The sequence below is a fragment of the Streptomyces sp. NPDC058464 genome, assembly GCF_042721035.1.
Classification (GTDB): domain Bacteria; phylum Actinomycetota; class Actinomycetes; order Streptomycetales; family Streptomycetaceae; genus Streptomyces.
The window spans coordinates 123,738-150,360 of sequence record NZ_JBHXMA010000007.1 but is presented as its reverse complement, the minus strand read 5'-3'; the positions used below and the strand labels follow the sequence as shown (position 1 = coordinate 150,360).

The 26,623-nt window shown below is 70.9% G+C and carries 25 protein-coding genes and 2 tRNA genes; 20 read left to right on the top strand and 7 right to left on the bottom strand.

Annotated elements, in window-relative coordinates; all coding sequences use genetic code 11:
- The 3 genes from ACFWPQ_RS12365 (at position 1) to ACFWPQ_RS12355 (ending at position 3,112) form a co-directional block, all read left to right on the top strand.
- Entirely contained in the window at positions 1-1,404 is a 1,404-nt protein-coding gene (locus tag ACFWPQ_RS12365; protein ID WP_384032542.1) for a dipeptidase, read from the top strand.
- Between the two features lie 150 nt (positions 1,405-1,554).
- Positions 1,555-2,499 (top strand): NAD(+) diphosphatase, encoded by a 945-nt coding sequence (gene nudC, locus ACFWPQ_RS12360; protein ID WP_361292273.1) that lies wholly within the window; start codon positions 1,555-1,557, stop codon positions 2,497-2,499.
- Between the two features lie 10 nt (positions 2,500-2,509).
- Positions 2,510-3,112: a class I SAM-dependent methyltransferase gene (locus ACFWPQ_RS12355; RefSeq protein ID WP_384032540.1), complete on the top strand. Its 603-nt coding sequence runs from the start codon at positions 2,510-2,512 to the stop codon at positions 3,110-3,112.
- Positions 3,113-3,165: 53 nt separating this feature from the next.
- Here the strand turns inward: ACFWPQ_RS12355 and ACFWPQ_RS12350 are convergent, their stop codons facing one another.
- A complete protein-coding gene (locus tag ACFWPQ_RS12350; protein WP_351939913.1) occupies positions 3,166-3,408 on the bottom strand; it encodes a mycoredoxin in 243 nt (80 codons plus the stop codon).
- Positions 3,409-3,585: 177 nt separating this feature from the next.
- On the opposite strand from ACFWPQ_RS12350, the gene ACFWPQ_RS12345 reads away from it, so the two are divergent.
- From ACFWPQ_RS12345 to ACFWPQ_RS12325, 5 genes are all read left to right on the top strand, one after another.
- A complete protein-coding gene (locus tag ACFWPQ_RS12345) occupies positions 3,586-5,781 on the top strand; it encodes an ATP-dependent DNA helicase UvrD2 (protein ID WP_384032538.1) in 2,196 nt (731 codons plus the stop codon).
- A gap of 164 nt (positions 5,782-5,945) precedes the next feature.
- Positions 5,946-6,269 carry a hypothetical protein gene (locus tag ACFWPQ_RS12340; RefSeq protein ID WP_384032536.1) on the top strand — a complete coding sequence of 108 codons (324 nt, stop codon included), beginning with the start codon at positions 5,946-5,948 and terminating at the stop codon, positions 6,267-6,269.
- A gap of 172 nt (positions 6,270-6,441) precedes the next feature.
- Entirely contained in the window at positions 6,442-6,810 is a 369-nt protein-coding gene (locus tag ACFWPQ_RS12335; protein WP_010984500.1) for a WhiB family transcriptional regulator, read from the top strand.
- The gene (locus ACFWPQ_RS12330) at positions 6,807-7,133 is read left to right on the top strand and encodes a hypothetical protein (RefSeq protein WP_384032534.1); all 327 of its coding nucleotides are present in this window, start codon (positions 6,807-6,809) and stop codon (positions 7,131-7,133) included. The genes ACFWPQ_RS12335 and ACFWPQ_RS12330 overlap by 4 nt, the downstream gene beginning before the upstream one ends.
- 134 nt (positions 7,134-7,267) lie before the next feature.
- The gene (locus ACFWPQ_RS12325) at positions 7,268-7,480 is read left to right on the top strand and encodes a hypothetical protein (protein WP_361292283.1); all 213 of its coding nucleotides are present in this window, start codon (positions 7,268-7,270) and stop codon (positions 7,478-7,480) included.
- Positions 7,481-7,489: 9 nt separating this feature from the next.
- Here ACFWPQ_RS12325 and ACFWPQ_RS12320 read toward each other — a convergent pair whose 3' ends face one another.
- Together ACFWPQ_RS12320 and ACFWPQ_RS12315 are read right to left on the bottom strand one after the other, a co-directional pair.
- Positions 7,490-8,947 carry an ABC1 kinase family protein gene (locus ACFWPQ_RS12320; protein ID WP_384032532.1) on the bottom strand — a complete coding sequence of 486 codons (1,458 nt, stop codon included), beginning with the start codon at positions 8,945-8,947 and terminating at the stop codon, positions 7,490-7,492.
- Positions 8,940-10,145, bottom strand: coding sequence for a TOMM precursor leader peptide-binding protein (locus tag ACFWPQ_RS12315; RefSeq protein WP_384032530.1), 1,206 nt, complete (start codon positions 10,143-10,145; stop codon positions 8,940-8,942). The genes ACFWPQ_RS12320 and ACFWPQ_RS12315 overlap by 8 nt, the downstream gene beginning before the upstream one ends.
- A 226-nt stretch (positions 10,146-10,371) precedes the next feature.
- On the opposite strand from ACFWPQ_RS12315, the gene ACFWPQ_RS12310 reads away from it, so the two are divergent.
- The 4 genes from ACFWPQ_RS12310 (at position 10,372) to ACFWPQ_RS12295 (ending at position 14,238) form a co-directional block, all read left to right on the top strand.
- Entirely contained in the window at positions 10,372-10,968 is a 597-nt protein-coding gene (locus tag ACFWPQ_RS12310) for a M48 family metallopeptidase (RefSeq protein ID WP_384032528.1), read from the top strand.
- Between the two features lie 137 nt (positions 10,969-11,105).
- Positions 11,106-12,773 (top strand): TerD family protein, encoded by a 1,668-nt coding sequence (locus ACFWPQ_RS12305; RefSeq protein ID WP_384032527.1) that lies wholly within the window; start codon positions 11,106-11,108, stop codon positions 12,771-12,773.
- An 11-nt stretch (positions 12,774-12,784) separates the two neighbouring features.
- Positions 12,785-13,465, top strand: coding sequence for an AIM24 family protein (locus ACFWPQ_RS12300; RefSeq protein ID WP_351711031.1), 681 nt, complete (start codon positions 12,785-12,787; stop codon positions 13,463-13,465).
- A 17-nt stretch (positions 13,466-13,482) separates the two neighbouring features.
- Positions 13,483-14,238: an AIM24 family protein gene (locus ACFWPQ_RS12295; protein WP_384032525.1), complete on the top strand. Its 756-nt coding sequence runs from the start codon at positions 13,483-13,485 to the stop codon at positions 14,236-14,238.
- Between the two features lie 99 nt (positions 14,239-14,337).
- Here the strand turns inward: ACFWPQ_RS12295 and ACFWPQ_RS12290 are convergent, their stop codons facing one another.
- Both ACFWPQ_RS12290 and ACFWPQ_RS12285 read right to left on the bottom strand, forming a co-directional pair.
- Positions 14,338-14,859 (bottom strand): NUDIX hydrolase, encoded by a 522-nt coding sequence (locus ACFWPQ_RS12290; RefSeq protein ID WP_384032523.1) that lies wholly within the window; start codon positions 14,857-14,859, stop codon positions 14,338-14,340.
- Positions 14,856-16,292, bottom strand: coding sequence for a zinc-dependent metalloprotease (locus tag ACFWPQ_RS12285; protein WP_384032521.1), 1,437 nt, complete (start codon positions 16,290-16,292; stop codon positions 14,856-14,858). The genes ACFWPQ_RS12290 and ACFWPQ_RS12285 overlap by 4 nt, the downstream gene beginning before the upstream one ends.
- Before the next feature lie 192 nt (positions 16,293-16,484).
- On the opposite strand from ACFWPQ_RS12285, the gene ACFWPQ_RS12280 reads away from it, so the two are divergent.
- From ACFWPQ_RS12280 to ACFWPQ_RS12265, 4 genes are all read left to right on the top strand, one after another.
- On the top strand, positions 16,485-17,597 hold the full coding sequence (locus ACFWPQ_RS12280) for an SDR family oxidoreductase (RefSeq protein WP_361292299.1): 1,113 nt from the start codon (positions 16,485-16,487) through the stop codon (positions 17,595-17,597).
- A gap of 291 nt (positions 17,598-17,888) precedes the next feature.
- Positions 17,889-18,350, top strand: coding sequence for a molybdenum cofactor biosynthesis protein MoaE (locus ACFWPQ_RS12275; protein WP_384032519.1), 462 nt, complete (start codon positions 17,889-17,891; stop codon positions 18,348-18,350).
- 116 nt (positions 18,351-18,466) lie between these two features.
- The gene (locus tag ACFWPQ_RS12270) at positions 18,467-18,631 is read left to right on the top strand and encodes a hypothetical protein (protein ID WP_181806927.1); all 165 of its coding nucleotides are present in this window, start codon (positions 18,467-18,469) and stop codon (positions 18,629-18,631) included.
- Positions 18,632-18,691: 60 nt separating this feature from the next.
- Complete coding sequence (locus ACFWPQ_RS12265) at positions 18,692-19,789, top strand: PDZ domain-containing protein (protein ID WP_384032517.1); 1,098 nt, start codon at positions 18,692-18,694, stop codon at positions 19,787-19,789.
- 68 nt (positions 19,790-19,857) lie between these two features.
- On the opposite strand, the gene ACFWPQ_RS12260 is transcribed toward ACFWPQ_RS12265, so the two are convergent.
- Positions 19,858-20,400, bottom strand: coding sequence for a PPA1309 family protein (locus ACFWPQ_RS12260; RefSeq protein WP_361289886.1), 543 nt, complete (start codon positions 20,398-20,400; stop codon positions 19,858-19,860).
- 193 nt (positions 20,401-20,593) lie between these two features.
- On the opposite strand from ACFWPQ_RS12260, the gene ACFWPQ_RS12255 reads away from it, so the two are divergent.
- From ACFWPQ_RS12255 to ACFWPQ_RS12240, 4 genes are all read left to right on the top strand, one after another.
- Positions 20,594-23,572 (top strand): UPF0182 family protein, encoded by a 2,979-nt coding sequence (locus ACFWPQ_RS12255; protein WP_384032715.1) that lies wholly within the window; start codon positions 20,594-20,596, stop codon positions 23,570-23,572.
- Between the two features lie 69 nt (positions 23,573-23,641).
- Positions 23,642-23,715, top strand: a tRNA-Met gene (locus ACFWPQ_RS12250).
- Positions 23,716-23,973: 258 nt separating this feature from the next.
- A complete protein-coding gene (locus ACFWPQ_RS12245) occupies positions 23,974-25,815 on the top strand; it encodes a sel1 repeat family protein (RefSeq protein ID WP_384032515.1) in 1,842 nt (613 codons plus the stop codon).
- Between the two features lie 85 nt (positions 25,816-25,900).
- Positions 25,901-25,974 (top strand) — tRNA-Met (locus ACFWPQ_RS12240).
- A gap of 133 nt (positions 25,975-26,107) precedes the next feature.
- On the opposite strand, the gene ACFWPQ_RS12235 is transcribed toward ACFWPQ_RS12240, so the two are convergent.
- Positions 26,108-26,527 (bottom strand): Fur family transcriptional regulator, encoded by a 420-nt coding sequence (locus ACFWPQ_RS12235; RefSeq protein WP_384032513.1) that lies wholly within the window; start codon positions 26,525-26,527, stop codon positions 26,108-26,110.
- Positions 26,528-26,623: the final 96 nt, after the last annotated feature.

The following is a 26,623-nucleotide window of genomic DNA, read 5'->3' as shown; positions in this document are numbered from 1 at the left end:
ATGAGCCAGACCCCGGACAGCGCCGTCCGTACGTACATCGAGCAGCACCGCGCCGCCTTCCTCGCCGACCTCGCCGAGTGGCTGCGCATCCCCTCCGTGTCGGCCCAGCCCGACCACGCTCCCGATGTACGCCGCAGCGCCGACTGGCTCGCCGCCAGACTGAAGGAGACCGGCTTCCCGACCGCCGAGGTCTGGGAGACGGCGGGCGCCCCGGCCGTCTTCGCCGAGTGGCCCGCGGGCGACCCCGAGGCGCCCACGGTCCTCGTCTACGGCCACCACGACGTGCAGCCCGCCGCCCGCGAGGACGGCTGGGACAGCGACCCCTTCGAGCCCGTCGTCCGCGACAACCGCCTCTACGCGCGCGGGGCGGCCGACGACAAGGGCCAGGTGTTCTTCCACACACTCGGCGTCCGCGCCCACCTCGCCGCCACCGGCCGCACCGCCCCCGCGGTCAGCCTGAAGCTGCTGATCGAGGGCGAGGAGGAGTCCGGCTCCCCGCACTTCCGTGCCCTCGTCGAGGAGCACGCCGAGCGGCTCGCCGCCGACGCCGTGATCATCTCCGACACCGGCATGTGGTCCGAGGACACCCCCACGGTGTGCACGGGCATGCGCGGGCTCGCCGAGTGCCAGATCGTCCTGCACGGCCCCGACCAGGACATCCACTCCGGTGCCTTCGGTGGCGCCGTCCCCAACCCGGCCACCGTCGCGGCCCGCCTGGTCGCCGCCCTGCACGACGAGCACGCGCGCGTGGCGATCCCCGGCTTCTACGACGGCATCGTGGAGCTGAGCGACCGCGAGCGGCAGCTGTGGGCCGAGCTGCCCTTCGACGAGGAGAGCTGGCTGCGCGAAGCGCATTCACACGCCACCGAGGGCGAGGCCGGGCACACCACCCTGGAGCGCGTCTGGGCCCGCCCCACCGCCGAGGTCAACGGCATCGGCGGCGGCTACCAGGGCCCCGGCAGTAAGACGATCATCCCGTCCTCGGCTCTGCTGAAGCTGTCGTTCCGCCTGGTCGCCGGGCAGGACCCCGACCACATCGAGAAGATCGTCCGCGCCTGGGCCGACGAGCGGATCCCCGCCGGGATCCGCGCCGAGATCACCTTCCTGCCGGCCACGCGCCCGTGCCTGACCCCGCTCGACCACCCCGGCCTCCAGTCGCTGGCCCGCGCCATGGGCCGGGCCTTCGAAGGACCGGTCCGGTTCACCCGTTCGGGTGGCTCGGGGCCCGCCGCCGACCTTCAGGACGTCCTCGGCGCACCCGTCCTCTTCCTGGGCATCTCCGTCCCCTCCGACGGCTGGCACGCCCCGAACGAGAAGGTCGAGCTGGACCTCCTCCTCAAAGGCGTCGAGACCAGCGCCTACCTGTGGGGCGACCTCGCCGAGAACTGGCGCCATGCCCCCTGACCCGCCGACGCCGTCCGGAGCGGCACCGCGGGCGGGGCACACTGGAAGGGCCGCACCGCCCGCCCCCGCCCGACCCGGTCTCCTCCCGCCCTTCGTCCCGCTGAACCGCCCGTTGAAACATCCGTTGCACTGGGGGAGTTGGAAGCACCCGTGACCACCTGGACCGACCACACCGCCGACCGACCCATCTCGCTCACCGCCCCGAGCGGCATCGACCGCGCTGCCCACCACCGGCTCGACGAGGCCTGGCTCGCGGCGGCGTGGAGCCACCCCGACACCCGCTGTTTCGTGGTCTCCGGCGGCCAGGTCCTCATCGACGAGACGCCCGACGGCCGCACCGAACTCGTCATGACGCCCTCCTTCGAGGCCCCCCTCACCGAGGCGCACCGCTACTTCCTGGGCACCGACGAGGACGGCGTCAGCTACTTCGCCCTCCAGAAGGACGCCCTGCCCGGCCGTATCGACCAGTCCGCGCGCCCCGCGGGCCTGCGGGAGGCCGGACTGCTGCTGTCACCTCGGGACACCGGCCTGATGGTGCACGCGGTCGGCCTGGAGAACTGGCAGCGCACCCACCGCTTCTGCTCCCGCTGCGGCGAGCGCACGGTCATCGCCGCCGCCGGCCACATCCGCCGCTGCCCCGCCTGCGGCGCCGAGCACTACCCTCGCACCGACCCCGCCGTGATCATGGCCGTCACCGACGAGGACGACCGCATCCTGCTCGGCCGCCAGGTCCACTGGCCCGAGGGCCGCTTCTCCACGCTCGCCGGTTTCGTCGAGCCCGGCGAGTCCATCGAGCAGGCGGTGCGCCGCGAGGTCTTCGAGGAGGCCGGGATCACCGTAGGCCCGGTCGAGTACGTCGCCAGCCAGCCCTGGCCGTTCCCGTCCAGCCTCATGCTCGGCTTCATGGCCCGCGCCACCACCACCGAGATCGACGTCGACGGCGACGAGATCCACGAGGCCCGCTGGTTCTCCCGCGACGAACTCGGCGCCGCCTTCGACTCCGGCGACGTCCTGCCGCCCTACGGCATCTCGATCGCGGCCCGCCTGATCGAGATGTGGTACGGCAAGCCACTGCCGACGAGGAGCTTCGTCTGAGACGGCCGTCATGACCGCAGAGGAGTACTGGAACCACAACGTCCACTACCACCCCGTGGTGCTGGACGCGGTTCCGGAAAGCTGCCGCACGGCCCTGGACGTCGGCTGCGGCGACGGCCTGCTCGCCGCCAAGCTCGCGGCCAGGGCGGAGTCGGTGACCGGCGTGGACCGGTCGGCAGAGATGATCAGGCAGGCGCGCAAGCGGGAGGCCGGGAACGTCACCTTCCTGGAGGGCGACTACCTCGACGACGCCGCCCTCGACAAGGAGGGCTACGACTTCGTCAGCGCGGTCGCCGTCATCCACCACGTCCCCTTCGACGACGCGATCGACCGGCTGGTGGGGCTGCTCGCGCCCGGCGGCCGGCTGGTCGTCGTCGGCCTGGCCCACGACCACACCCTGCTGGACCGGGTGATCAGTGGCTGCGGGGTCCCCGCGAGGCTGCTGACCGCGCTCCGGCGAGGTGGCGGGCGGGGTCCTGCCGACATGCCGGTCGAGGACCCGATCATGACCTGGGGAGAGGTCCGGCAGTCGACCGCGCACCGGCTCCCCGGCCGCCGCTACCGGCGCCGCCTGCTGTGGCGCTACACGCTGGTGTGGGACAAGCCGGAGTGAACATGCGAAAGCGGCCCCTGACATGAGTCAGGAGCCGCCGCGCGCCGGGAGGCCTACGCGCTGATCTTCTGCTTCACCTGGGCCAGCGACGGGTTCGTCAGCGTCGAGCCGTCGGCGAAGAGCACCGTGGGGACCGTCTGGTTTCCGCCGTTCGCCTTCTCCACGAATGCGGCCGAATCCGGGTCCTGCTCGATGTTGATCTCGGTGTAAGCGATGCCCTCGCGGTCCATCTGGCTCTTCAGCCGGCGGCAGTAGCCGCACCACGTGGTGCTGTACATCGTCACAGTGCCCTGCATCTCGCTCGCACTCCTTCGGCGGGTCGGGGAAGCTCGTCCAGGAGAGCAACGTACGCGGCTCTTCCGCCATTCCCGCAGCACGGGCCCAGAGTGACGCCTGCCGCATTAGTACGACTGCGCGGGGTTGCCTGTGGACAACCGGCACAGCCGTCTCCGGCGACCTGGCAGCATGGCCATGTGACAGCAGCAACGCACTCCTCCCTCTTCCCGCCGGTACCGGACTCTGCCGACGCGGTGCTCGAAGGGCTCGACCCCGAGCAGCGCGCGGTGGCGACCGCCCTGCACGGTCCCGTGTGCGTGCTGGCCGGAGCCGGTACCGGCAAGACCCGGGCGATCACCCACCGGATCGCCTACGGGGTGCGGGCCGGCATCCTCCAGCCGTCCAGCGTGCTCGCCGTCACCTTCACCAACCGCGCCGCCGGGGAGATGCGCGGCCGGCTGCGCCAGCTCGGCGCCCAGGGGGTGCAGGCCCGCACCTTCCACTCGGCCGCGCTGCGCCAGCTCCAGTTCTTCTGGCCGAAAGCGATCGGTGGTTCCCTGCCCCGGCTCGTCGACCGCAAGATCCAGCTCGTCGCCGACGCGGCCGCCGCCTGCCGCATCCGCCTCGACCGGGGCGAACTGCGGGACGTCACCGCCGAGATCGAATGGTCCAAGGTCACCCGGACCGTCCCCGCCGACTACCCCCTTGCAGCCGTGAAGGCCGGCCGGGAGGCCCCCCGCGACCCCGCCGAGATCGCCCAGATCTACTCCGTCTACGAGGACCTCAAGCGCGACCGCGCGGTCATCGACTTCGAGGACGTCCTGCTGCTGACCGTCGGCATCCTGCAGGACCGGCACGACATCGCCGAACAGGTCCGCGCCCAGTACCAGCACTTCGTCGTCGACGAGTACCAGGACGTCAGCCCGCTCCAGCAGCGGCTGCTGGAACTCTGGCTCGGCGAGCGCGACAGCCTCTGCGTCGTCGGCGACGCGAGCCAGACCATCTATTCGTTCACAGGAGCAACCCCCGACCATCTGCTCGACTTCCGCACCCGCCACCCCGGGGCCACCGTCGTCAAGCTGGTCCGCGACTACCGCTCCACACCCCAGGTCGTCCACCTCGCCAACGGTCTCCTGGCCCAGGCCCGCGGCCGGGCCGCCGACCACCGCCTGGAGCTGATCTCCCAGCGCCCCGCCGGCCCCGAGCCCGTCTACACCGAGTACACCGACGAGCCCGCGGAAGCCGAGGGCGCCGCCCGCCGGATCCGGGAGCTGATCGGTGCAGGGGTGCCAGCCGCCGAGATCGCCGTGCTGTTCCGCACCAACGCCCAGTCCGAGACGTACGAACAGGCCCTCGCGGACGCCGGGGTGCCCTACCAACTGCGCGGCGCCGAGCGGTTCTTCGACCGGCCCGAGGTGCGCAAGGCGGGCGTCGCCCTGCGCGCCGCTGCCCGCTTCGGGGGCAACGACGCGCTGCTCGACGACACCGTGGACCTGCCCTCGCAGGTGCGCGCGGTCCTCTCCGGGGAGGGCTGGACCACCTCGCCCCCGGCCGGCTCCGGCGCGGTCCGGGAGCGCTGGGAGTCACTGGCCGCTCTGGTCAACCTCGCCCAGGACGTCGCCGCCGCCCGGCCCGCCGCGACCCTCGCCGACTTCGTCGCCGAACTCGACGAACGCGCCGGTGCCCAGCACGCCCCGACCGTCCAGGGCGTCACCCTCGCCTCCCTGCACTCGGCGAAGGGCCTGGAGTGGGACGTCGTCTTCCTGGTCGGCGTCGCCGAGGGCATGATGCCGATCACCTATGCGAAGACCGACGAGCAGATCGAGGAGGAACGCCGGCTCCTCTACGTCGGAGTGACCCGTGCCAGGGAACGGCTCCATGTCTCCTGGTCCCTCTCCCGCACCCCCGGCGGCAGACCCGGCCGCAGGCCCAGCCACTTCCTGGACGGTCTACGCCCCGGCTCCACCGGCACCGTCGGCAGGACCGGCGGCGCCGGCGGCGGAGGCGTCGAACGCGGCTTCACCGGCGGCCCCGCGGCCGCACCCCGGCGCACCCAGCGCACCCCCGCCCGCTGCCGGGTCTGCGGACGCACGCTGACCGACGCCGGCGAGATGAAGCTGATGCGCTGCGACGGCTGCCCGTCCGACATGGACGAGGGACTCTACGAGCGGCTGCGCGAGTGGCGTGCGGACCAGGCCCGGCTCAGCGGTCAGCCCGCCTTCTGCGTCTTCACCGACAGGACGCTGATGGCCATCGCCGAGAGCGCTCCGGACGACGACCGCGACCTGGCTCGCATCCCCGGTGTCGGCGCGCGCAAGCTCAACCGTTACGGTGCCGATGTTCTGGCCATCTGCGCAGGCCAGGACCCCGACGGCGAAGAAGTCGGGGGCTGATGCGAACTCGTCGAAAAAATAGTTTGCGCATGCCCCAGCAATCCCCATAGGTTCTAGGCACGGAAGCGGCGGCCTTCTCGAAGGCCCGATTCCGTGTTGTACTTGCATATCCGAGCGGATCGGCTCAACACCGGTCCCCCAGACGCCGAGAGGAGGCGAGTCCAGTGATCAGCATCAAGACCAGCAGCAACATCAGCGCGGCCAAAATGACCGATCTCTCGGCCGTCTCCGTGTGCATGCTCGGCGTCTCGAACCTGGGCACCGGTCTGTCCGGCATCTCTGCCGTGCGTCCGGCGTCCTCCGTTTCTCTCGCGGGTCTTCCTGTCCGTGAGCGCAATGAGCGACCGACCAAGGCACTGGAAGCAGTAGCGGCACAGGCGAAGGCCTATGCCTTTACGGCGACCGGTGCCGGAAGCCGGCAGCAGACGACGCAGCACCACCTGATGTGGGCCTTCCGTGGGCCAGAACCCTGGAGTGATCCAGCCTGATCGATCAGGCCGGCGCCTTCAGGGCCGCGGAACCCCATCCGGGATCCGCGGCCCTTCTGTTTTCCCCGAACGGGGAGAGCGGAGCGAAGGGGCCTCGGGACAAGAGCAGAACCCGGTACCAGCCGCCAACCGGTCCAACCCGACCGGCACGACCAGACGAGGAAGAACAACCGTGCAACTCGAAGCGCACGCCCCGTCCGTACCGCCTTCCGAAACGATCCCCCCGCCCGGCCTCACGGAGGACTCCACCTTGATCCCGCTCACCGCGCTCACCGCGCTCGACGACGCCATCGAGAACCTCGGCGTACCCGTCCCCTGCCGTTCCTACGACCCGGAGGTCTTCTTCGCCGAGTCGCCGGCGGACGTCGAGTACGCCAAGTCCCTCTGCCGCACCTGCCCGCTGATCGAGGCCTGCCTCGCGGGGGCCAAGGAGCGGCGCGAGCCCTGGGGCGTCTGGGGTGGCGAGCTGTTCGTCCAGGGTGTCGTCGTCGCCCGGAAGCGGCCGCGTGGCCGTCCGCGCAAGAACCCGGTCACGGCATGAACATCCACGGAACGATCGACCGCCCCCTCACGCACGATCCCAAGAAGCAGGCCCCGATGAAGCCGTCAACCAGCGAGCCCGCCGGCTCCGCGATCCCAGACTTCACCACCGCCGGTACCGCCACCGGCTCGCGTCAGAACAGGACCCGAGAGATGCAACTCATCCCAGAAGCCTTGGCTCGTGCGCATATGCACGAGCGACTGTACGAGGCCGAGCGGGAACGCCGGGCCGTGCGCCTGGCGGCCGCTCGCCGGATGCAGCGCCGGGCCGAGCGCGCCTCGATGCGCGCCCGCCGTGCGCTCGCCATGGCCGTGATGCAGTAACCCAGCACACCTGAAGCGGTGGCCTCCCGACCCCGGGAGGCGAAAGCTCCCCGCGGGGGCCGGTCCGGCCGAACGGACCGGCCCCCGCGGTGCGTTGTCCCGGGGGATCCGCGCCGTGGAGTTATCGTCACTGGGTGACGAGTCTTTCCGGAGGCAGTGATCACGGCGGCTCCGCCATGGAGCCCCACCCGCTCGTGTGCGCCCGCTGCGGCACCCCGGCCGACGGCCCCCCGCCCACCACCTGGACCTGCTCCGTGGAGAACGGCGTCCGCCAGTTCTTCTGCGACACCTGCTCCAGGGAGAACCTCAGAGCGATCGAGGGCCGGCTCGATTCGTCCTGGTGGTGAACACCGCCCCTACTTCGCCTCCACGGCCGCCTCGGTCCCTTCCACTTCCCCGTCCTCTTCGGCGTCTTCGTCGGCATCCAGTTCGGCTTCCAGGGCCTCCCCGAGTTCCTCGAGTTCCTCGAACTCTTCGAGCTCTTCGGGTACGAACCCGGGCAGCCACGCCTCCAGCTCCTCCCGCAGCCGCACCGTCGCCCCCAGCTGGCACAGCACGCCGATGGTGCTCAGGGTCACCCGGTGTATGAGGAGGTAGGCCGGCGGCAGGTTGAGCTGCTTGCCCAGCTGGTGGGCGGGGTTGCGGGGGTCGGCGATGCGGGCCGCCTGGCTGCGCATCCAGTTGCGGGTGAAGGTGAACTCGTCGACCTGGGCCGGTTCGATGATCGGCAGCAGGTAGTCCAGGACGGCGTCGGGGTCCAGCTCTATGGACTCCTTGACGAACCCCTCCGCGCACAGCAGCTCGTAGACCGCCTCGGCGTCCCCGTCCAGCGTCATCCGCAGGGAGTCGCCGATCGGGCTGGGCAGGCCGCCGGAGAGACGGTCGACGGTGCCGAAGTCCAGCACGCCGAGGCGCCACTCCTCCTCGTCCTCCGGTGCACCGGGCAGCAGACGGAAATTGCCGGGGTGCGGGTCGGCGTGCAGCAGGCCGGTGCGGGCCGGGCCCGAGAACAGGAACCGGGCCAGGAGCTGACCGGCCCGGTCGCGCTGCTCCTGCGTACCCCCCGAGATGATCTCGGAGAGCGGTATCCCGTCGATCCACTCCGTGACCAGGACCTGGTCGCACTGGTGCACCACCGCGGGGACCACCACATCGGGGTCGCCCTCGAACTCCTCCGCGTGCGCCGCCTGGGACTGCGCCTCCAGGGAGTAGTCCAGCTCCTCGGAGACCCGGTCGCGCAGCTCCGCGATCAGCGGCTTGATGTCCATACCGGGGATCAGCGGCCCCAACAGGCGGGCGAAGCGGCTCAGTTGCCCCAGGTCGGAGAGCAGGGCCTCGCCCGCTCCCGGGTACTGCACCTTGACCGCCACCGTCCGGCCGTCCTGCCACACCGCGCGGTGCACCTGGCCGATCGAGGCAGCCGCCGACGGCTTGTCCTCGAACTCCAGGAACAGCTCCCGCCAGTCCTCCCCGAGACGCTCGGTGAGCACCGCGTGCACGGTGCGGGTCGGCATCGGCGGCGCGGCGTCCTGGAGCTTGGTGAGAGCCGCCCGGTAGGGGCCGGCGATCTCCTCCGGGAGGGCCGACTCGAAGACGGACAGAGCCTGCCCGAACTTCATCGCCCCTCCCTTCAACTCGCCCAGGACCTTGAACAGTTGCTCCGCGGTGCGCTGTTGCAGCTCCCGGCCGACGATCTCCGCGGACTCGCCCACGATGCGCTTGCCCAGACCCCAGGTCGCCCGGCCGGCGAAGCCGAGCGGGAGCGCGGCGAGCTTGGCGGTCCGGGTGACCGCCTTCCGGGGAAGATCAGACATGCGCCCTCCAAGTCCCAGTCGGCCGTGCAGTGTCCGCGTGCTGTCCTCGCTCCGCCGACGGCCGTTGCACCACCATTGTCGCGTGTGGATCCCCGTTGGTTGAGGAGTGTTCCCTCATAGCTTTCTCCGCCGCCCCGCACGGGCATGCGGGGTGCGGCCAGACCGGCCGCGCGTGCCAGTGCACAGCCGGCACGGACGCCTCCCAGCGCGCCCCCGCGCAGCTCGGCGATTCCCCGTCGAGGAAGGCCAGGGCGTGCGTGGCGGCCAGCCCGGCCACGGCCGCCGCCAGCGTCAGATCGCAGGCGGCCACGCGGCGGGCCTGTCCGGACCGCCACTGGGCGATCAGACGCGGCCAGGCCGGATCCCGGTCCGTGCGGTGCTCGTGCAGACAGCGGGCGCACCCGGTCCCGCCGGGCAGGACGAGGGGGCCGACCACACCCGTGCCCTCCACGACACCCGTGTAGAGATGAGGGGTCCCCGAGGCCATCAGCGGTTCGGCGGCGCGTGCGTCCGGGGCGTGCACCAGCACGTCGTCGCGCGGGGCGACGATCACCAGGGCGAGGCCCGGCTCCTCCGCCGAAGAGTCCGGGCGGCGGGGCGGGCGGTCCGGGGCCGCCCGGCGGACGACCCTGCGCGCGGCCTCGTCGCGACGCTCGCCGACCGCCTCCGCGGGCAGCCCGCCCGGCGCCACGTCCCACGGCTGGACGCGGCCCACGTCCCGTACGTCGACCTCGCCGACGCCCGCGCCCGACAGCAGCGCGGCCAGCGTGGCACCGACCCGGCCCGCGCCCTGCACCCGCACCCGCAGCGCCCGCCGGGCCGCCAGCCGGCTGATCGCGCCGCCGGGCTCCGCAGTGATCAGGGTGAGCGAGGCCAGGTCCGGGCGCAGCCGCTCCAGCGCCTCTTTCTTTTCGCGCAGCGCCTGCGCCGCCGGCCCGCCGCCGTGCGCGTCGTCGACGAGCCCGGCCCCGGACAGCCGTTCCACCAGGGCGTCGACATGCCCGTCCGGCAGGTCCATGCGGCGCCCCTCCTCGCGCAGCAGCGCGAGCCCCCGGGCGCCGTCGAGCAGGTCCAGGAAGCTCCCGGTCGCCGTGTCCATCGGCCCCAGGGTCATCGCGTGCGCGGGAGTCATCCCGAACTGCACGGTGTTGAGATCGCGCCAGCCGCGCCGCAGCGCGGGCTTCACCAACGGATGCATGACAGGCCCCCGTATCTGTCGAAAGGTCACAGAACGTCCCCGTGTGTCGATGGAGCCGGTCACGCTCCGCCGACGAGTGCCAGCATGCCCGGGCCGCCCTGTGGGCGCCGAAAGTTGTCCACAGGCGGTGGGTATTCGTCGTACAAATCAAACGCATGGTGGGGGATCGGCACCGAACCGTCCCGGACCCGGGACTTCCCGCATGTGCAGCGGGTAACGTCGGGGCGTGCCCGCCGACCCACTGCACCGCGCCGGAAAGCCACAGCGCAGCACGACGAGCCAGCCGCCCAGCGGCTCGGTGGCGAGCGCGATCGAGGTTCGCAGGAGCGCCCGCCGCCGCCGGACCGTTTCTGCGTACCGCGAGGGCGATCGCACCGTCGTGCTGATCCCTGCCCGGATGTCCGAGGCGGAGGAGAAACGCTGGGTGACCGTCATGCTCAACAAACTCGCTGCCCAGGAGAGCAAGCGAGTGCTGGGCGACGCCGAACTGGCCGAGCGTGCCGAGCGGCTGTCGGCCCAGTACTTCGGCGGCCGGGCCCGCCCCGCCTCGGTGCGCTGGGTCACCAACCAGAACACCCGCTGGGGCTCCTGCACCCCCTCCGAGGGCAGCATCCGTCTCTCGCACCGGCTCCAGGGCATGCCCGAGTACGTCGTCGACTACGTGCTCTGCCATGAACTGGCGCACCTGCTGGTGCCGGGGCACGGCCCCGGGTTCTGGCGGCTGCTGGAGGCGTATCCGCGGACCGAGCGGGCCCGGGGCTACCTCGAAGGGGTGGTCGCGGCCGAGCGGCTGCCCCATGTGCCCGGCGCGCGTGATGAGTGACACACCCCGGGAGCGCTCCCTCCGGGGTCGCTGAGCGCGGTTGTGTACCGGGTCTGTACCGACTTCTTCCGATGTCCGAGTTAGCCGTTAGCCTGGCGCGACGCACTCGCATTCGGGATGGGGGACGGTCGTAACGCATGGCCAGGGAATTCCAACGCGGCCACAAGGCCAGGATCAGTGACCTCACGGCGGGCACGGATCTGTACGTAGGCGTGCAGATCACCGGCCCCGGACTGACCTTCGACATCAGCTGCTTCGGCCTCGACGCCGACGAACGGCTGTCGGACGACCGGTACTTCGTCTTCTTCAACCAGCCGAAGTCGCCCGAGGAGTCCATCCAGCTGCTGGGTACGCAGGCGGGCGACACGGAGTCCTTCCGGGTGACGCTCGACCGGATCCCGTCGCAGATCCAGAAGCTGGCGTTCACGGCGACCATCGACGGCGCCGGGCAGATGTCGCAGGTCGCGCCCGGATACATCCGGATCGTCGCGGGCGGCGAGGAGGTGGCCCGGTACTCCTTCAACGGCTCGGAGTTCTCCACCGAGCGCGCCGTGATGCTCGGCGACTTCTATCTGAAGGACGTGTGGCGCTTCGCCGCCGTCGGCCAGGGCTTCGACGGTGGTCTGGAGGCGCTGCTGAAGAACTTCGGCGGCGAGGTGGCGGAGGAGGAGGCGCCCGCCGCGCCGGAGCCGCAGCAGCCGCAGACCGGGTCCGCGCCCGGCTTCGCGCCGCCCGGATTCGCCGCCCCGCCCGCGCCCGCCCCGGCCCCCGCGCCCGCTCCGGCTCCCGTCCCCGTGCCGGCCCCCGCACCTCAGGGGTTCACCCCGCCCCCGTCTCCCGGGTCGGCCCCGAACGTGCACGCGGCGCCCACCGTCATCGCTCCGCTCGCTCCCGGCACCGTGCCGCCCCCGGCCCCGGCGCCCGCGCTCTACGGTCAGCCGCCCGCCCCGGGCGCGCCGATGCCGCCGCCCGGCTACGGCCAGCCTCCGGCGCCCCCGCAGGCTCCGGGCCCGCCGCCCGGCTACCCGCAGGCACCCCAGGCCCCGGCCCCGCCGCCGGGCTACGGCCAGCAGCCGCCGTTCGGACAGGTCCCCGGGCAGGGGCAGCAGAGCTACGCCGTCCCGCAGGGCGCTCCCCAGGGCGGTGCCGGGGTGGGTGCCGCGCTCCAGAAGTTCAAGGAGACGCCGACCGGGCAGCGCTGGACCCCGCAGAACAGCAAGCTCATCCGCGTCGACCTCGGGATGGGCGGTCAGCCGGTGCTGGCCCGGCAGGGCAGCATGGTGCTCTACCAGGGCAAGGTCGACTTCAGCTACAAGGGCGCCGGATTCGCCGGCCGGATCGTCGGCAGCGCCACCGGCCAGGAGATGCAGCTGATGCGCTGCACCGGCCACGGCCAGGTGTTCCTCGCCGAGAACTCCGCCCATCTGCACCCCATCGAGCTGCAGGGCGACGCGATCTGCGTCTCCGCCGAGAGCGTCCTCGCCTTCGACGAGAGCCTGCAGTACGAGGTCCGCCGGGTGGAGGGGCACGGCATCCCCGGCGGCGCGCTGTTCACGATGCAGTTCCAGGGCACCGGCACGATCGTCGTCAAGACGCACGGCACGCCCGTCGTGCTGCCGGTGACCCCCACGACGTTCGCCGACTGCAACGCCGTGGTCGCCTGGTCGGCCGCCTCCCAGGTGATCGTCTCCAGCCAGGTGCGGATGCGCCGCAACGCCTACCCGGGCGACACCGGCGAGAGCGTCAACCTGCAGTTCCGGGGCGCGCCCGGCAACTTCATCGTCGTCCAGCCGTACGAGGTCTGAGGGAGCCCGTCATGAACCAGCCGCTCGCGGGCTACGCCCCCGCACCCGTCACCGCCCGCATGGAGAACCACGGCAACAACATGCTCAAGGTCGCCATGCAGACCGGCAGCGACCTCCTCGCGCGCGTGGGCTCGATGGTCGCCTACGAAGGCTTCATCCAGTACGAGCCCAACCCGCCGGCCGTCCGCCAGATCGCCAGAGACTGGATGACCGGCGAGGGCGCACCGCTGATGAAGTGCTCCGGCGACGGCCTGCTCTACCTCGCCGACTACGGGGCCGACGTCGTCGTCATCAACCTCAACGGCGACGGCATCTCCGTCAACGCCACCAACCTGCTCGCCTTCGACGCGCACCTGACGTGGGGCGTGGAGCGGGTCAAGGGGCTGGCGAAGTTCGCCGGTCAGGGCCTGTGGAACACCAAGATCTCCGGGCAGGGCTGGGTCGCGCTGACCTCCCGGGGCAAGCCGATCGTCGTCGACTGCGGTGGCGGCGAGGACGAGACGTACGTCGACCCGGACGCGCTGGTCGCCTGGTCCCCGAACCTCAAGGTCAAGGGCAAGCGCAGCTTCAAGGCGCAGTCGCTGATCGGCCGGGGCAGCGGCGAGGCCTACCAGATGGCGTTCTCCGGTCAGGGCATCGTCGTCGTCCAGCCCAGCGAGGACAGCACCGACCGCCTCCGGTTCCGGGGCTGAGGGGGAGTCAGGAAATCATGCAGAGCCCGCTTTTCGCCTTCAACGACTCCCAGGCCCGGGACCGCTACAGCCTGCAGAACAAGCAGATGCTGCGGGTCGTCCTGGAGGGCCACGACGACATCCTCGCCCGCAAGGGCACCATGGTCGCCTACCAGGGGCTCGTCGAGTTCGACGCCGAGTACCAGGGCCACAACCAGGCACGCGCGCGTGCGTACACCGGCGAGGGCCTCGACCTGATGCGCTGCCACGGGCAGGGCACGGTCTACTTCGCCAACCTCGCCCAGCACATCCACGTCCTGGACGTCGAGCAGGACGGCCTGACCGTGGACAGCGGCTACGTCCTCGCCATGGACTCCTCGCTGCACTACGAGGTCGTCGCCGTCGACAGCCTCTACGGCATCTCCGGGTCCGGGAAGTACCAGCTCAACATCACCGGACGCGGTCAGGTCGCCCTGATGACCTCGGGCGCGCCGCTGCTGATGCAGGTCACCCCCGACAAGTACGTGAACTGCGACGCCGACGCGATCGTCGCCTGGTCCACCGGGCTGCGCGTCCAGATGCAGGCCCAGACGCACTCCTCGGGTGTGTGGCGGCGCCGGGGCAGCACCGGGGAGGGCTGGGAGCTGAGCTTCATGGGAAGTGGCTTCGCATTGGTCCAGCCGAGTGAACTGCTGCCGCCGCAGCACGCCCAGATCGGCCAGGGCGTCGCCGCCCAGTTCGGCATGGGCCAGCAGGGCGCGCGCGGGATGAACCAGGGCAACGCCTGGAGCTGACCGTCCGAGAGCTGCAAAAGGTAAGGGGCGCCCGCTAGGATGGGCGCCTCTTACATGTGTCCGACTCTGAGCCGGTTCTGAGTCGCACGTGCGTCCGTCTCAGAGCCGCGCACGGGTCCCTTCCAGCAGCCGTACGACCGAGTCGTCGGCGACCTCCGGCACCTCTTCGTAGGAGAACCAGCGCAGGTCGAGGGACTCGTCGCTGATGGCGTGGGCGGCGCCCCGCGGGGCGAGGGCCGCGTACTGGACGTCGAAGTGCCAGTGGCACGGCGCCGGGATCGGATGCCGGTCCAGCCGGACCGGGCCCCCGGGCAGCAGCGTCAGCCCGGGGATCCCGGACTCCTCGGCCGCCTCCCGCAGGGCCGCCGCCGACAGCGTGGCGTCACCCGGCTCGCAGTGACCGCCCATCTGCAGCCACATCCGCAGCTTCTTGTGCAGGGTCAGCAGCACCCGGCCGTGCTCGGGATCGACGACCAGCGCGCTCGCGGTGACATGCCCGGCGTGACAGGCCTTCCACATGCCGTCCGGGTGCGCCGAGAGGTGGTCGAGGTAGTCCTGGCGCAGCTCTTCCTGGCCCTCGTACCCCTTGAGGACGAGGACCGCGTCGTCGTACAGGCTCACTCGGTGTCGTCGCCCTCTGCCTGGTCCTTCTGGCCGTCCTTCTTGTGCAGGTCGGGCTTCTGGGCGGCCTCGCCGAGCATCTTGTCCAGCTCGGAGAAGTCCAGCTGCTCGCGGTGGACGAAGCCGTCCGGGTCGTCCAGGTCGCTCGCCGTCGGCAGCATGTCCGGGTGCGCCCACAGCGCGTCCCGGCCGTCGACACCGCGCGCGTCCGTGAGCGAGGCCCACAGGCGGGAGGCGTCGCGCAGCCGGCGCGGGCGCAGCTCCAGGCCGATCAGCGTGGCGAAGGTCTGCTCCGCGGGGCCGCCGGTGGCACGGCGGCGGCGCAGGGTCTCGCGGAGCGCGTCGGCGGACGACAGGCGCGGCTTCGCGGCCGCGTGGACCACGGCATCCACCCAGCCCTCGACGAGCGCCAGAGCCGTCTCCAGACGGGCCAGGGCAGCCTTCTGCTCGGGCGTGTCCTCCGGCTGGAACATGCCCTGCTGGAGGGCGTCCTGGAGCTGCTCGGGGTTCTGCGGGTCGAACTGGCCGACCACGTCCTCCAGCTTGGCCGTGTCGACCTTGATGCCGCGCGCGTACCCGTCGACCGCGCCGAACAGGTGCGAGCGCAGCCACGGCACGTGCGCGAACAGGCGCTGGTGGGCCGCCTCGCGCAGCGCGAGGTACAGCCGCACCTCCTCCTTCGGCACGCCGAGGTCCTTGCCGAACGCCTCGATGTTCACCGGCAGCAGCGCGGCCTTGCCGGCCGGGGTCAGCGGCAGGCCGATGTCGGTCGAGCCGACGACCTCGCCCGCGAGCACGCCCACGGCCTGCCCGATCTGGGTGCCGAACATGGCGCCGCCCATCGAGCGCATCATGCCGATCAGCGGGCCCGCCATGGCCTGCATCTCCTCCGGCAGGACGTCGCCCATCGCGGCGCCGACCCGCTCGGCGACCGGGTCGACCAGCTCCTGCCAGGCGGGCAGCGTCGCCTCGACCCACTCCGCGCGCGACCACGCGACGGCCGAACCGGAACCGGACGGCAGCGACGTCGCGTCGTCCAGCCACAGGTCGGCCAGCCGGACGGCCTCCTGGACCGCGGTGCGCTCGGCGGGACCGACGCTCGCGTCCTTGACGCCGTCCGAGGTGCCCTGGGAGACCGTCTGGCGGGCGATCTGCTTGGCCATGTCCCAGTTCACCGGGCCGCCCTCGTACGAGAGCATCTGGCCGAGCTGCTGGAAGGCCGCGCCCAGGTCGGTGGGGTTCAGTGAACCGAACATGGCAGCGAACGGATTGTCGGCGCCGGGGCCGCCGAAGCCGCCGGCTCCGGGCGTGCCGAAACCGAACGGGTTGGCCGGTCCCTGCCCACCACCGCTCTGCTGGTCCTTCTTCTTGCCCTCGTCGCCGTCTTCCGGCTCCTCCGGCGGAAGGCCGAAACCGAATGGGGTGTCACTCACGGGAATCCTCGGCTGGTAAGGCCACCGGTTCTCTCCGGCGGCGCGGCTGCCCGACAACACCACCCAGCGTAGACACCCCGACCCGATCGGGCCTCGGTGCTTCGCCGACAGTCGGCCTGCGGCAGGATGGATGCCACCTGGTACGTACGCGTCACGCACGCTCGTACTGAAGACAACCGCTGGAGACGCCCGGTGAGTTCCCCAGATCCGCAGGTTCGCGCAGCGCGAAACCACTCAACCCCTCCCGCGGTGCGCGGGCCGGTCGTCGCCGTGACCGGCGCCGCGACCGGGGTCGGCGCGCTGCTCACCGAGCGGCTGGCCGCGTCCGAGGAGATCAAGCAGGTCATCGCCATCGACGAGCGGCGCGGCGAGTGCGCGGGCGCCCAGTGGCACATCCTCGACGTACGGGATCCGGCCATCGCCGACAAGCTGCGCGGGGCCGATGTGGTGGTGCACCTCGCGCTCGACCTGGACCTGGAGACCGATCCGGCGGCGCGCACCGCCTACAACGTGCGCGGAACGCAGACCGTGCTGACCGCGGCGGCCGCGGCCGGGGTGCACCGGGTGGTGCTGTGCACCTCCTCGATGGTCTACGGCGCGTTGCCGGACAACGAGCTGCCGCTGGCCGAGGACGCGGAGTTGCGCGCCACCGCGGAGGCCACCGGCGTCGGCGACCTGCTGGAGATCGAGCGGCTCGCGCGCCGGGCGCCCCGCGCGCATCCCGGGCTCAATGTCACCGTCGTGCGCCCCGCGGTGCTGGTCGGCGGCACGGACACCGCGCTGACCAGGTACTTCGAGTCGCCTCGGCTGCTTGTCGTCGCGGGGTCGCGGCCTGCCTGGCAGTTCTGTCATGTCGAGGATCTGTGCAGTGCGCTGGAGTACGCCGTTCTGGAGAAGGTCGACGGGGAGCTCGCCGTCGGGTGCGACGGGTGGCTGGAGCAGGAGGAGGTCGAGGAGCTCAGCGGGGTCCGGCGGATGGAGTTGCCGTCCGCGGTCGCGCTGGGCGCGGCGGCCCGGCTGCACCGGATCGGGCTGACGCCGTCGCCGGCCGGGGATCTCGCGTACACGATGTATCCGTGGGTGGTGAGCGGGAGCCGGCTGCATGACGCCGGGTGGCGGCCGGGGTGGACGAACGAGGAGGTGCTGGCCGAGTTGCTGGAGGAGGTGGCTGGGCGGCATACGGTTGTGGGGCGGCGGCTGGGGCGCAAGGACGCGACGGCCGCGGGTGCGGCGGGAGCCACGGTGGCGTTGCTGGGCGCGGCGGCCGTGGTGCGGCGGGCTCGGAAGGCACGGCGGCGGATCTGAGGGGTTTCTCGCCCCCGCCGCCCCTACCCGTCCCATCCTCCAGGGGGCCGGGCCCCCTTCGACCCCCGTCCCTGGGGGCTGCGCCCCCGGACCCCCGCTTCGGCCTGGACGGCCTCGTCCTCAAACGCCGGACGGGCTGGGTTGTGCAGGAGCCCTCGAACGCCGGACGGGCTGGAAGGGCACCACACTGCTGGAAGGGCGCCACGCTGTAGGAGTCTCCAAAGCCGTACGCGCGTGTGCCTGGTGATAGCGGTATTCCGGGTGGTCCCGGGATTGCGGCACGATGGGGGTATGGCTGCTGTGAATGATCATCCTGGGGAGCGGGGCGCTGCCGATCCCGTGAAGTTGATCGGGATCCGGGAGAGTGCGCTCTCCGTGGACGAGGTCTTCGCGGCCGTGGGGGACGACGCGGCCGGTGGGGTCGCGCTGTTCGTGGGGACCGTGCGGAACCACGACGGAGGCGCTGACGTGGACGCGCTCGGGTATTCGTGTCATCCCAGTGCCGAGAGCGAGATGCGGCGGATCGCCGAGAAGGTCGTCGCCGAGTACCCGGTGCGGGCGCTGGCCGCCGTGCACCGGGTGGGGGACCTGCGGGTGGGTGATCTCGCCGTGGTCGTCGGCGTGTCGTGTCCGCATCGGGGGGACGCCTTTGAAGCTTGTCGAAAGCTGATCGACGACCTCAAGCACGAGGTGCCCATCTGGAAGCACCAGAAGTTCTCGGATGGGACGGAGGAATGGGTCGGGGCCTGTTGAAGGACCCTGTCCGGCCTCCGCTTGCGTAACCGTACCCCTCGCGTGAGCGTTGTCAGTGCGGGTGATTAATCTGCTGATCAGTCAGTCGCGGACGGTCATGGGGTTGGGAGGTCGGCATGGCGGCGCTCGTCTGGTTGCTGATTCCGCTTGTGGCGGCAGTCGGTGCCGGTCTGTGGGGCAGCTGGGCCAACCGGACGAGGAGAGCGCGCAGCGACGGGCCGGAACTCGACGGGTACGCGCGCTTCCGCGAGGCCATGGAGAAGTCCCGCTCCGGCGGCTGAGGCGCGTGTGACGGGTGGCCCTGACGGTGCGCTGACAGACCCGTCCCGTACTGTCTTTGCATGCCACGCCGCACCGCGACGATGCTCGCCTCCACCCTGATGCTGATCGCGCTCCTGTGCGCCGGAGTGCTCATCAACGTGCCGTACTCGGAGATGTCTCCCGGCCCGACCGTGAACACGCTCGGGGACCACGACGGCGAGCCGGTGCTGCAGATCTCCGGTCACAAGACCTACGCGACCTCCGGGCACCTGAACATGACCACGGTGAGGGTCACCAGCGCCGACTACAAGATGAACCTCGTCGAGGCGGTCTACGGGTGGCTCTCGCACGACAACAAGGTCGTGCCGCACGACACGCTCTACCCGGACGGCAAGACGGAGCAGCAGTCCACCCAGGAGAACGCCGAGGAGTTCAGCGAGTCCCAGGAGAGCGCGAAGGTCGCCGCCCTGAAGGAGCTGGGTGTCCCGGTCAAGTCCTGGGTGATCGTGTCGACGGTTCTCAAGGGCTCGCCCTCCGAGGGCCGGCTGCACGCCGGTGACGTGATCAAGGCCGTCGACGGCACGGCGGTCAAGCAGCCGGCCGATGTCGCGACCCTGGTGACCAAGCACAAGCCCGGCGAGAAGGTCGTCTTCACCGTCGTCCCGGTCAAGGAGCAGGCCGCCGCCGAGAAGGCGAACAAGACGGCCACCAAGACGCAGGACGTCACCATCACCACCGCCACCAGCGACGACAGTGGTGAGAAGCGCGCCATCGTAGGGATCTCCGCCGGGACCGATCACACGTTCCCGTTCTCCATCGACATCAAGCTCGCCGATGTCGGCGGGCCGAGCGCGGGGCTGATGTTCTCGCTCGGGATCTACGACAAGCTCACCCCGGGCAGCCTCACCGGCGGCAAGTTCGTCGCCGGTACCGGCACGATCGACGACGACGGCACGGTCGGACCGATCGGCGGCATCTCGATGAAGACCATCGGCGCGCGCAGCAAGGGCGCCCAGTACTTCCTGACCCCGGCCGACAACTGCGCCGAGGCCGCCAAGGACACCCCCAGCGGACTCACCCTGGTCAAGGTCAAGACCATCGACGACGCCCTCGGCGCCCTCAAGGACATCCGCAGCGGAGACACCGCGGCCCTGCCGAAGTGCACCACCAAGGGCTGAGACGGCGCATACGCCACCGGGGGCGCCCTTCCTGACGAGGGGCGCCCCGGTGCCGTGCGACGGCGATCTCAGTCCTCGAACGTCGCCTTCAGCGCGTCCGCCAGGCCCGGGACCAGCTCGGGGCCGGTGAGGACCTCCGTCGGCGAGTCCTTCTCGCGCAGGCGCACCGCCGAGTCGCGGCTGCCGTCGCGCAGTACGGCGACCGTCATCCGGACCTCCTGGCGCTCGGGGTGGCTCGCCACCCACTTGGCCAGCTTCGCCTCGCTCATCCCCTCCGGGACCTGGGACTCGGCGGACGGCGGCAGCATCAGCCGCTCCACCGTGAGCGCGCAGCCGACCACCGCGTCCGGCCAGGCGATGGTGCCGAGGAACTCGTCCAGCGCCTTGTCCGTTGGCACTTCGTCCTGCTCGATCGGGGTGAGACCGGTGGTCGCGGACTCGTCCTCCAGACCGAGCTGGGCGGCGAGAGCCGGTTCCTGGGTGCGCAGCCGCGCGGTGTCGACGAGGGCGAAGAGGCGAGCGGGCTGGTCCCAGCCGAGGCCGGAGGCGTACTCGTCGATCTCGAGCACGGCCCGGGTGAGCGGGTTCGCTGCCATGGGAGTGTTGGACATGGTCACAATCCTGCCTCGTTCATGGCCGGAATCGGGAACCGAGTAAGCCGTGAGTAAGTTGCATAGGTGTGGCCCCGCGATCACAGGGGGCCACGAGAGGTCCCCGGGCACGGTGGCCTGACGGAACAAAAGCGGATCAAGAGATCAACAGCGGATCAACAGCGACTTCGAGGTGCGCACCTTGGCTTTCCAGATGCCGGACCGCGGCGGAGGCCCGACGGGGCCACGGATCAGAGCGACCGGACGCCCGTCCCGGCGGGTCCGGACCCTGCTCCTGACACTGGGCGTGCTTGCCGTGCTCGGCATGGCGTTCACCATGTTCGCGGGCTTCTGGACGGACTGGCTCTGGTACCGGTCGGTGCACTACTCCTCGGTGTTCACCACCACCCTGTGGACCAAGATCGGGCTGTTCTCGGTCTTCGGTCTGCTGATGGCGGCCGCCGTGGGCTTCAACATCTGGCTGGCGCACCGGCTGCGGCCCCCGCTGAGCGCCATGTCCATGGAGCAGCAGAGCCTCGACCGCTACCGGATGGGCATCGCGCCGTACAAGAAGTGGCTGCTGCTCGCGGTCACCGCGCTGGTCGGGCTGATCGCCGGCGCCTCCGCGGCCGGCCAGTGGCGCACCTGGCTGATGTGGGTCAACGGCGTGCCCTTCCACCAGAAGGACCCGCAGTTCCACCTCGACGTCTCCTTCTACGCCTTCGACCTGCCCTGGTACCGCTTCCTGCTGGGCTTCGGCTTCGCCACCGCGATCCTCTCCCTGATCGCCGCCGCGCTCACCCACTACCTGTACGGCGGGCTGCGCGTCACCAGCCCCGGCGCGCGCGCCACCGGCGCCGCGACCGGCCACCTCTCGGTGCTGCTCGGCATCTTCGTCGCCCTCAAGGCGGTCGCCTACTGGCTCGACCGCTACGGACTGGCGGTGAAGTCCAGCGACTTCAAGGCCACCGACAACTGGACCGGCCTCAGATACGTCGACGCGAACGCGTACCTGCCGGCCAAGACGATCCTGTTCTGCATCGCCGTCATCTGCGCACTGCTGTTCTTCGCCACCCTGTGGCGGCGCACCTGGCAGCTGCCCGTCATCGGCTTCGGCCTGATGGTCCTGTCCGCGATCCTCATCGGCGGCCTCTACCCGGCGATCGTCCAGAAGTTCCAGGTCCAGCCCAACGAGCAGGCCAAGGAAGCCCCGTACGTCCAGAAGAACCTCAAGGCGACCCGCGAGGCGTACGGCATCGACGACACCCAGGTCACCGAGTACACGGGCAAGAGCAACACCACGGACAAGACCAAGCTCCGGGACGACGTCGACACCACGGCGAGCATCCGGATCATGGACCCGAACATCGTGTCGCCCACGTTCCAGCAGCTCCAGCAGATGCGGAACTACTACGCGTTCCCGACCAACCTGGACGTGGACCGCTACACCAAGGACGGCAAGATCCAGGACACCGTCATCGGGCTGCGCGAGCTGAACCTGGCCGGCATCCCGAAGAACAACTGGATCAACGACCACTTCCGCTACACCCACGGCTACGGCGTGGTCGCCGCCAAGGGCACCGAGGCCGACGACCAGGGCCAGCCGGTCTTCACCGAGTCCGACCTGCCGTCCACGGGCTCCCTGGGCACGTACCAGCAGCGTGTCTACTACGGCGAGAAGACGACCACGTACTCGATCGTCGGCGGTCCCCAGAAGGAGATCGACTACTCCGACGACAACGGCGAGAAGACCACCAGCTACGAGGGCAAGAGCGGGGTCAGCCTCTCCAGCCCGATCAACCGGGCCGCGTACGCGGTGGCGTTCAACGAGCCGCAGATCCTGTACTCCGGCGCGATCGGCAAGGGTTCGCGGATCCTGTACAACCGCACGCCCAAGGAGCGCGTGGAGGCGGTCGCCCCCTGGCTGACCATCGACGGCGACGCCTACCCGGCCGTGGTGAAGGGCCGTATCCAGTGGATCGTCGACGCCTACACGACGTCGAACGGCTACCCGTACGCGTCCCGTACGACCCTCGGTGACACGACGGCCGACTCGCTGACCGCGACCAACAACTCGCGCGCGGTGGTCGCCCAGCAGAACCAGGTCAACTACATCCGCAACTCGGTGAAGGCGACCGTCGACGCGTACACCGGCGAGGTCAAGCTCTACCAGTGGGACACCGAGGACCCGGTGCTGAAGACCTGGATGAAGGCCTTCCCCGGCACGGTGCAGCCGAAGAGCGCCATCTCGCAGGACCTGATGGACCATCTCCGGTACCCGCAGGACCTGTTCAAGGTGCAGCGCGAGCTGCTCACCCGCTACCACGTGACGGACGCCCAGACGTTCCTGACCGGCAGCGAGGTGTGGCAGGTGCCGGACGACCCGACCAACAACTCGGGCGACGCGGTGCCGCCGTACTACCTGAGCATGAAGATGCCCGACCAGAGCGCGCAGGCGTTCTCGCTGTCGACGACGTTCACGCCCAACGGCCGGGACAACCTCAGCGCGTTCATGTCGGTCGACTCCGAGGCCGGTTCCAAGGACTACGGCAAGATCAGAATCCTGAAACTGCCGACCAGTACGACCGTCGACGGACCCAAACAGGTCCAGAGCAAGTTCAACTCCGAACAGGACATCGCCGCCGCCATCAAGCTCCTCAAGGGCGGCGACTCCGAGGTGGAGTACGGCAATCTGCTGACCGTGCCGCTGGACGGGGGCCTGCTGTACGCGGAGCCCGTCTACGTACGCGGTGCGGGCGTCAAGTACCCGCTGCTGCGCAAGGTCCTGGTGACCTACGAGGGCAGAACCGCCTTCGAGAACACCCTCGACGAGGCGCTCAACAAGGTGTTCGGAACGGATAGTTCGGACACGGGCTCCTCGGACACCGGGACGACCACACCGCCGACGTCCGGCAACCCCACGGTCCAAGAGGCTCTGAACGATGCCCAGAAGGCCTTCGACGCGGGCCAGGAGGCCCTGAAGAAGGGCGACTGGACGGCGTACGGCAAGGCGCAGGACGAGCTGCAGGACGCGCTGCAGCGGGCCGAGGAGGCACAGTCCAAGGCCGACAAGACCGGCGGGGGCGCGACGCCGAGCAGCAGTGCCAGCCCCAGCCCCGGTGCCAGCGCCAGTCCGACCACCACCGTGAGCAGCAGTCCCAGTCCGAGCGGGAGATCCAGTCCCAGCGGATGATCAAGGACGGGTGATCCAGAGCGGGTGATCGAACCGGCTCCGCGCCGTGGTACGGTTGAGACACAACGGCGCGGGGTGGAGCAGCTCGGTAGCTCGCTGGGCTCATAACCCAGAGGTCGCAGGTTCAAATCCTGTCCCCGCTACTGGAATCGAAGGCCCGGATCCTTTTGGATCCGGGCCTTCGTGTGTTCGGGAGCGGGCCCGGCGCCGCCCCTCCGGACGGCTCCCGGTGTCCGGACGGGCGGCGAACGCATGTACCGATGGCCGGGGTCGCCGCGCCGCTGTGGGGAGTTGGCGGAGATGTGTTTGACTTGTCGTTCTGTGGGCATGTCGACAAAACGCTGAAGTGACCTCACGGTCTGCGGTATACGTGGTGTACCCAGGTTGCAGGTGGTGCGACGATGAACGTTATGGGGGACAAGGCAACTCTGTTCGAGACAGGGCGATTTGTGCAGCCTTCGGGCGAGGAGCCGACCCGCGACGAGGCCGCCGAGGCCGCCGAGGAGGCGCGCCGCCGGCTCCAGGCCGAGGCAGGTGACGTCGAGTCGATGAGCGTGCTCGGCGCCATGCTGCTGCGCCGTGGCGACCTCGACGGAGCCGAACCGCAGCTGCGCGCGGCCACCGCCGCCGGTGACCGGGCCGCGGCGAACAACCTGGGTGTCCTGCTGCACCAGCGCGGCTACCCGGAGGAGGCGGCCGGCTGGTGGCGGATCGCCGCCGTCGCCGGATCCGCGGCCGCCGCCCACGCGCTGGGCCGCCACCACCGTGAACGCGGCGACGAACCCGCCGCCGAGTACTGGCTGCGCCAGTCCGCCGAGCAGGGCCACGCGCTCGGCGCCTACGCGCTGGCCGACCTGCTGGAGCACCGGGGGGACGCGGACGCCGGGCAGTGGATGCGGGCCGCCGCCGAGCGGGGACACCGGGAGGCGGCCTACCGGCTGGCGCGCGCGCTCGACCGCAGGGCGGCCGTGAGCGAGGGCGAAACCGGGTCCGACAACGGTGTCGACACGGAGACCCCGGCCGGGGCTCCGGACGCCGAGGAGGCCGAGCAGTGGTACCGGCAGGCCGCCGCACGCGGGCACCGCAGGGCCGCGCTGCACCTCGGCGCGATCCTGGAGCGGCGCGGCGAGCTCAAGGAGGCCGGCCGCTGGTACCTGACCTCCGCCAAGGACGGCGAGGCCCGGGCCGCCTGTGCGCTCGGCTTCCTGCTGCGCGACGCCGGGGACACCGAGAGCGCCGCCGTGTGGTGGCTGCGGGCCGCTCAGGACGGCGACGGCAACGCGGCGAACGCGCTCGGCGCGCTGCACGCCGAGCGTGGCGAGACACAGACCGCCGAGCGCTGGTACCGGGCCGCGATGGACGCAGGCGACGACAACGGGGCGTACAACCTCGCGCTGCTCTGCGCCGAGCAGGGGCGGACCGCGCAGGCCGAGCAGTGGTACCGGCGGGCCGCGTACGCGGGGCACCGTGAGGCCGCGAACGCGCTCGCCATCCTGCTGCTCCAGGTCGGTGACACGAGCGGCGCCGAGCCGTGGTTCTCCAAGGCCGCGGAGGCGGGGAGCGTGGACGCCGCGTTCAACCTGGGGATCCTGTACGCGGGGCGGGGCGAGGACCGGGTCGCGCTGCGCTGCTACGAGCAGGCCGCCGCTGCCGGGCACACGGAGGCGGCGCTGCAGGTCGGCATCGCCCGGCTGCGCGAGGGCGACGAGGCGACCGCCGAGCGCCATCTGCGGTGCGCGGCGGGCGGGGGCAGCGCCGAGGCCGCCTACCGGCTCGCCGCCGTCCTCGACGCGCGCCGGCCGGCGGTCTCCGAGCACGAGCTCGGGGAGTCGTCCCTGAACGTGAAGACCGAGTGCGAGGAGTGGTACGAGCGGGCCGCCACGCAGGGGCACCGGCGGGCCCAGGTGCGGGTCGGCATGCTGGCCGCGGCCCGCGGGGACGTGGTGGAGGCCGCGCGCTGGTACCGGGCCGCGGCCGAGGCCGGGTCCCGCAACGGCGCGTTCAACCTCGGGCTGCTGCTGGCCCGGGAGGGCAGTGAGCCGGAGGCGGCCGTGTGGTGGGAGCGGGCCGCCGACGCGGGGCACGGGCGGGCGGCGTTGCGGCTCGCCCTGGTCTACGCGCGTCGTGGCGAGCTGGCCGAGGGGCAGCTGTGGGCCGACCGGGCGGTGGCGCTGGGCCCCGCGGAGGTGACCGAGCGGGCGGGTCGGCTCCGGGACGCGCTGCGGGAGGAGCTGTCGGCGTAGGCCGATGTGTTTTCGCAGGTCAGGTGGGGTCATCGGTATTGATTTGCTTCCGTCCGCATCCCTCACGTAATGTTCAGTTCATCGACGCGGGGTGGAGCAGCTCGGTAGCTCGCTGGGCTCATAACCCAGAGGTCGCAGGTTCAAATCCTGTCCCCGCTACTGAAGGCCGAGGGCCGGAGTCCGGAAACGGACTCCGGCCCTCGGTGTTTTACGCCCCCGCACGAGGCGCGACGCGAAGCACGACGAAGGCCCCGGCGCTCATCGCGAGCGCCGGGGCCTTCGGGAACGTTCGTCAGACGGCTGTCGCGCAGTCCGGGCACAGGCCGCGGTACGTGACCTCGACGTCGGAGACCGTGAAGCCGAAGCGCTCCGAGGTGGGGAGGTCGGCCATCGGGTTGCCCGTCGGGTGGACGTCGCGGATCGAGCCGCAGCGGGCGCAGACCAGGTGATGGTGCGGCCGGTGCGCGTTCGGGTCGTACCGCTTGGCGCGCTTGTCCGTCGAGACCTCGATGACCTCACCGAGGGAGACCAGCTCGCCCAGCGTGTTGTAGACGGTCGCCCGGGAGATCTCGGGCAGCTTCACGACGGCCCTGGCGTGCACCTCGTCGGCCGTCATGTGGACGTGCTCGCCGTCGAGTACCTCGGCCACGACGCGTCGCTGCGCGGTCATCCGCCATCCGCGTCCACGCAGCCGTTCCAGAAGGTCACTCATGGCATTCAGCCTAACAGCAGGGGCCCCTTTTTCCGAACAGGTGTGACTTTGGAGCTCTGCTTGACTTGGACTAAGTCCAATGTAGGATCGAGTTCG

Coding starts and splice junctions, on each gene's coding strand:
- ACFWPQ_RS12265 (WP_384032517.1), top strand. CDS start 18,692: ATGCCACGCCGCACCGCGACGATGCTCGCCTCCACCCTGATGCTGATC.
- ACFWPQ_RS12355 (WP_384032540.1), top strand. CDS start 2,510: ATGACCGCAGAGGAGTACTGGAACCACAACGTCCACTACCACCCCGTG.
- ACFWPQ_RS12315 (WP_384032530.1), bottom strand. CDS start 10,145: ATGCATCCGTTGGTGAAGCCCGCGCTGCGGCGCGGCTGGCGCGATCTC.
- ACFWPQ_RS12350 (WP_351939913.1), bottom strand. CDS start 3,408: ATGCAGGGCACTGTGACGATGTACAGCACCACGTGGTGCGGCTACTGC.
- ACFWPQ_RS12245 (WP_384032515.1), top strand. CDS start 23,974: ATGAACGTTATGGGGGACAAGGCAACTCTGTTCGAGACAGGGCGATTT.
- ACFWPQ_RS12235 (WP_384032513.1), bottom strand. CDS start 26,527: ATGAGTGACCTTCTGGAACGGCTGCGTGGACGCGGATGGCGGATGACC.
- ACFWPQ_RS12260 (WP_361289886.1), bottom strand. CDS start 20,400: ATGTCCAACACTCCCATGGCAGCGAACCCGCTCACCCGGGCCGTGCTC.
- ACFWPQ_RS12300 (WP_351711031.1), top strand. CDS start 12,785: ATGAACCAGCCGCTCGCGGGCTACGCCCCCGCACCCGTCACCGCCCGC.
- ACFWPQ_RS12270 (WP_181806927.1), top strand. CDS start 18,467: ATGGCGGCGCTCGTCTGGTTGCTGATTCCGCTTGTGGCGGCAGTCGGT.
- ACFWPQ_RS12295 (WP_384032525.1), top strand. CDS start 13,483: ATGCAGAGCCCGCTTTTCGCCTTCAACGACTCCCAGGCCCGGGACCGC.
- ACFWPQ_RS12365 (WP_384032542.1), top strand. CDS start 1: ATGAGCCAGACCCCGGACAGCGCCGTCCGTACGTACATCGAGCAGCAC.
- ACFWPQ_RS12255 (WP_384032715.1), top strand. CDS start 20,594: ATGCCGGACCGCGGCGGAGGCCCGACGGGGCCACGGATCAGAGCGACC.
- ACFWPQ_RS12330 (WP_384032534.1), top strand. CDS start 6,807: ATGAACATCCACGGAACGATCGACCGCCCCCTCACGCACGATCCCAAG.
- ACFWPQ_RS12305 (WP_384032527.1), top strand. CDS start 11,106: ATGGCCAGGGAATTCCAACGCGGCCACAAGGCCAGGATCAGTGACCTC.
- ACFWPQ_RS12320 (WP_384032532.1), bottom strand. CDS start 8,947: ATGTCTGATCTTCCCCGGAAGGCGGTCACCCGGACCGCCAAGCTCGCC.
- ACFWPQ_RS12275 (WP_384032519.1), top strand. CDS start 17,889: ATGGCTGCTGTGAATGATCATCCTGGGGAGCGGGGCGCTGCCGATCCC.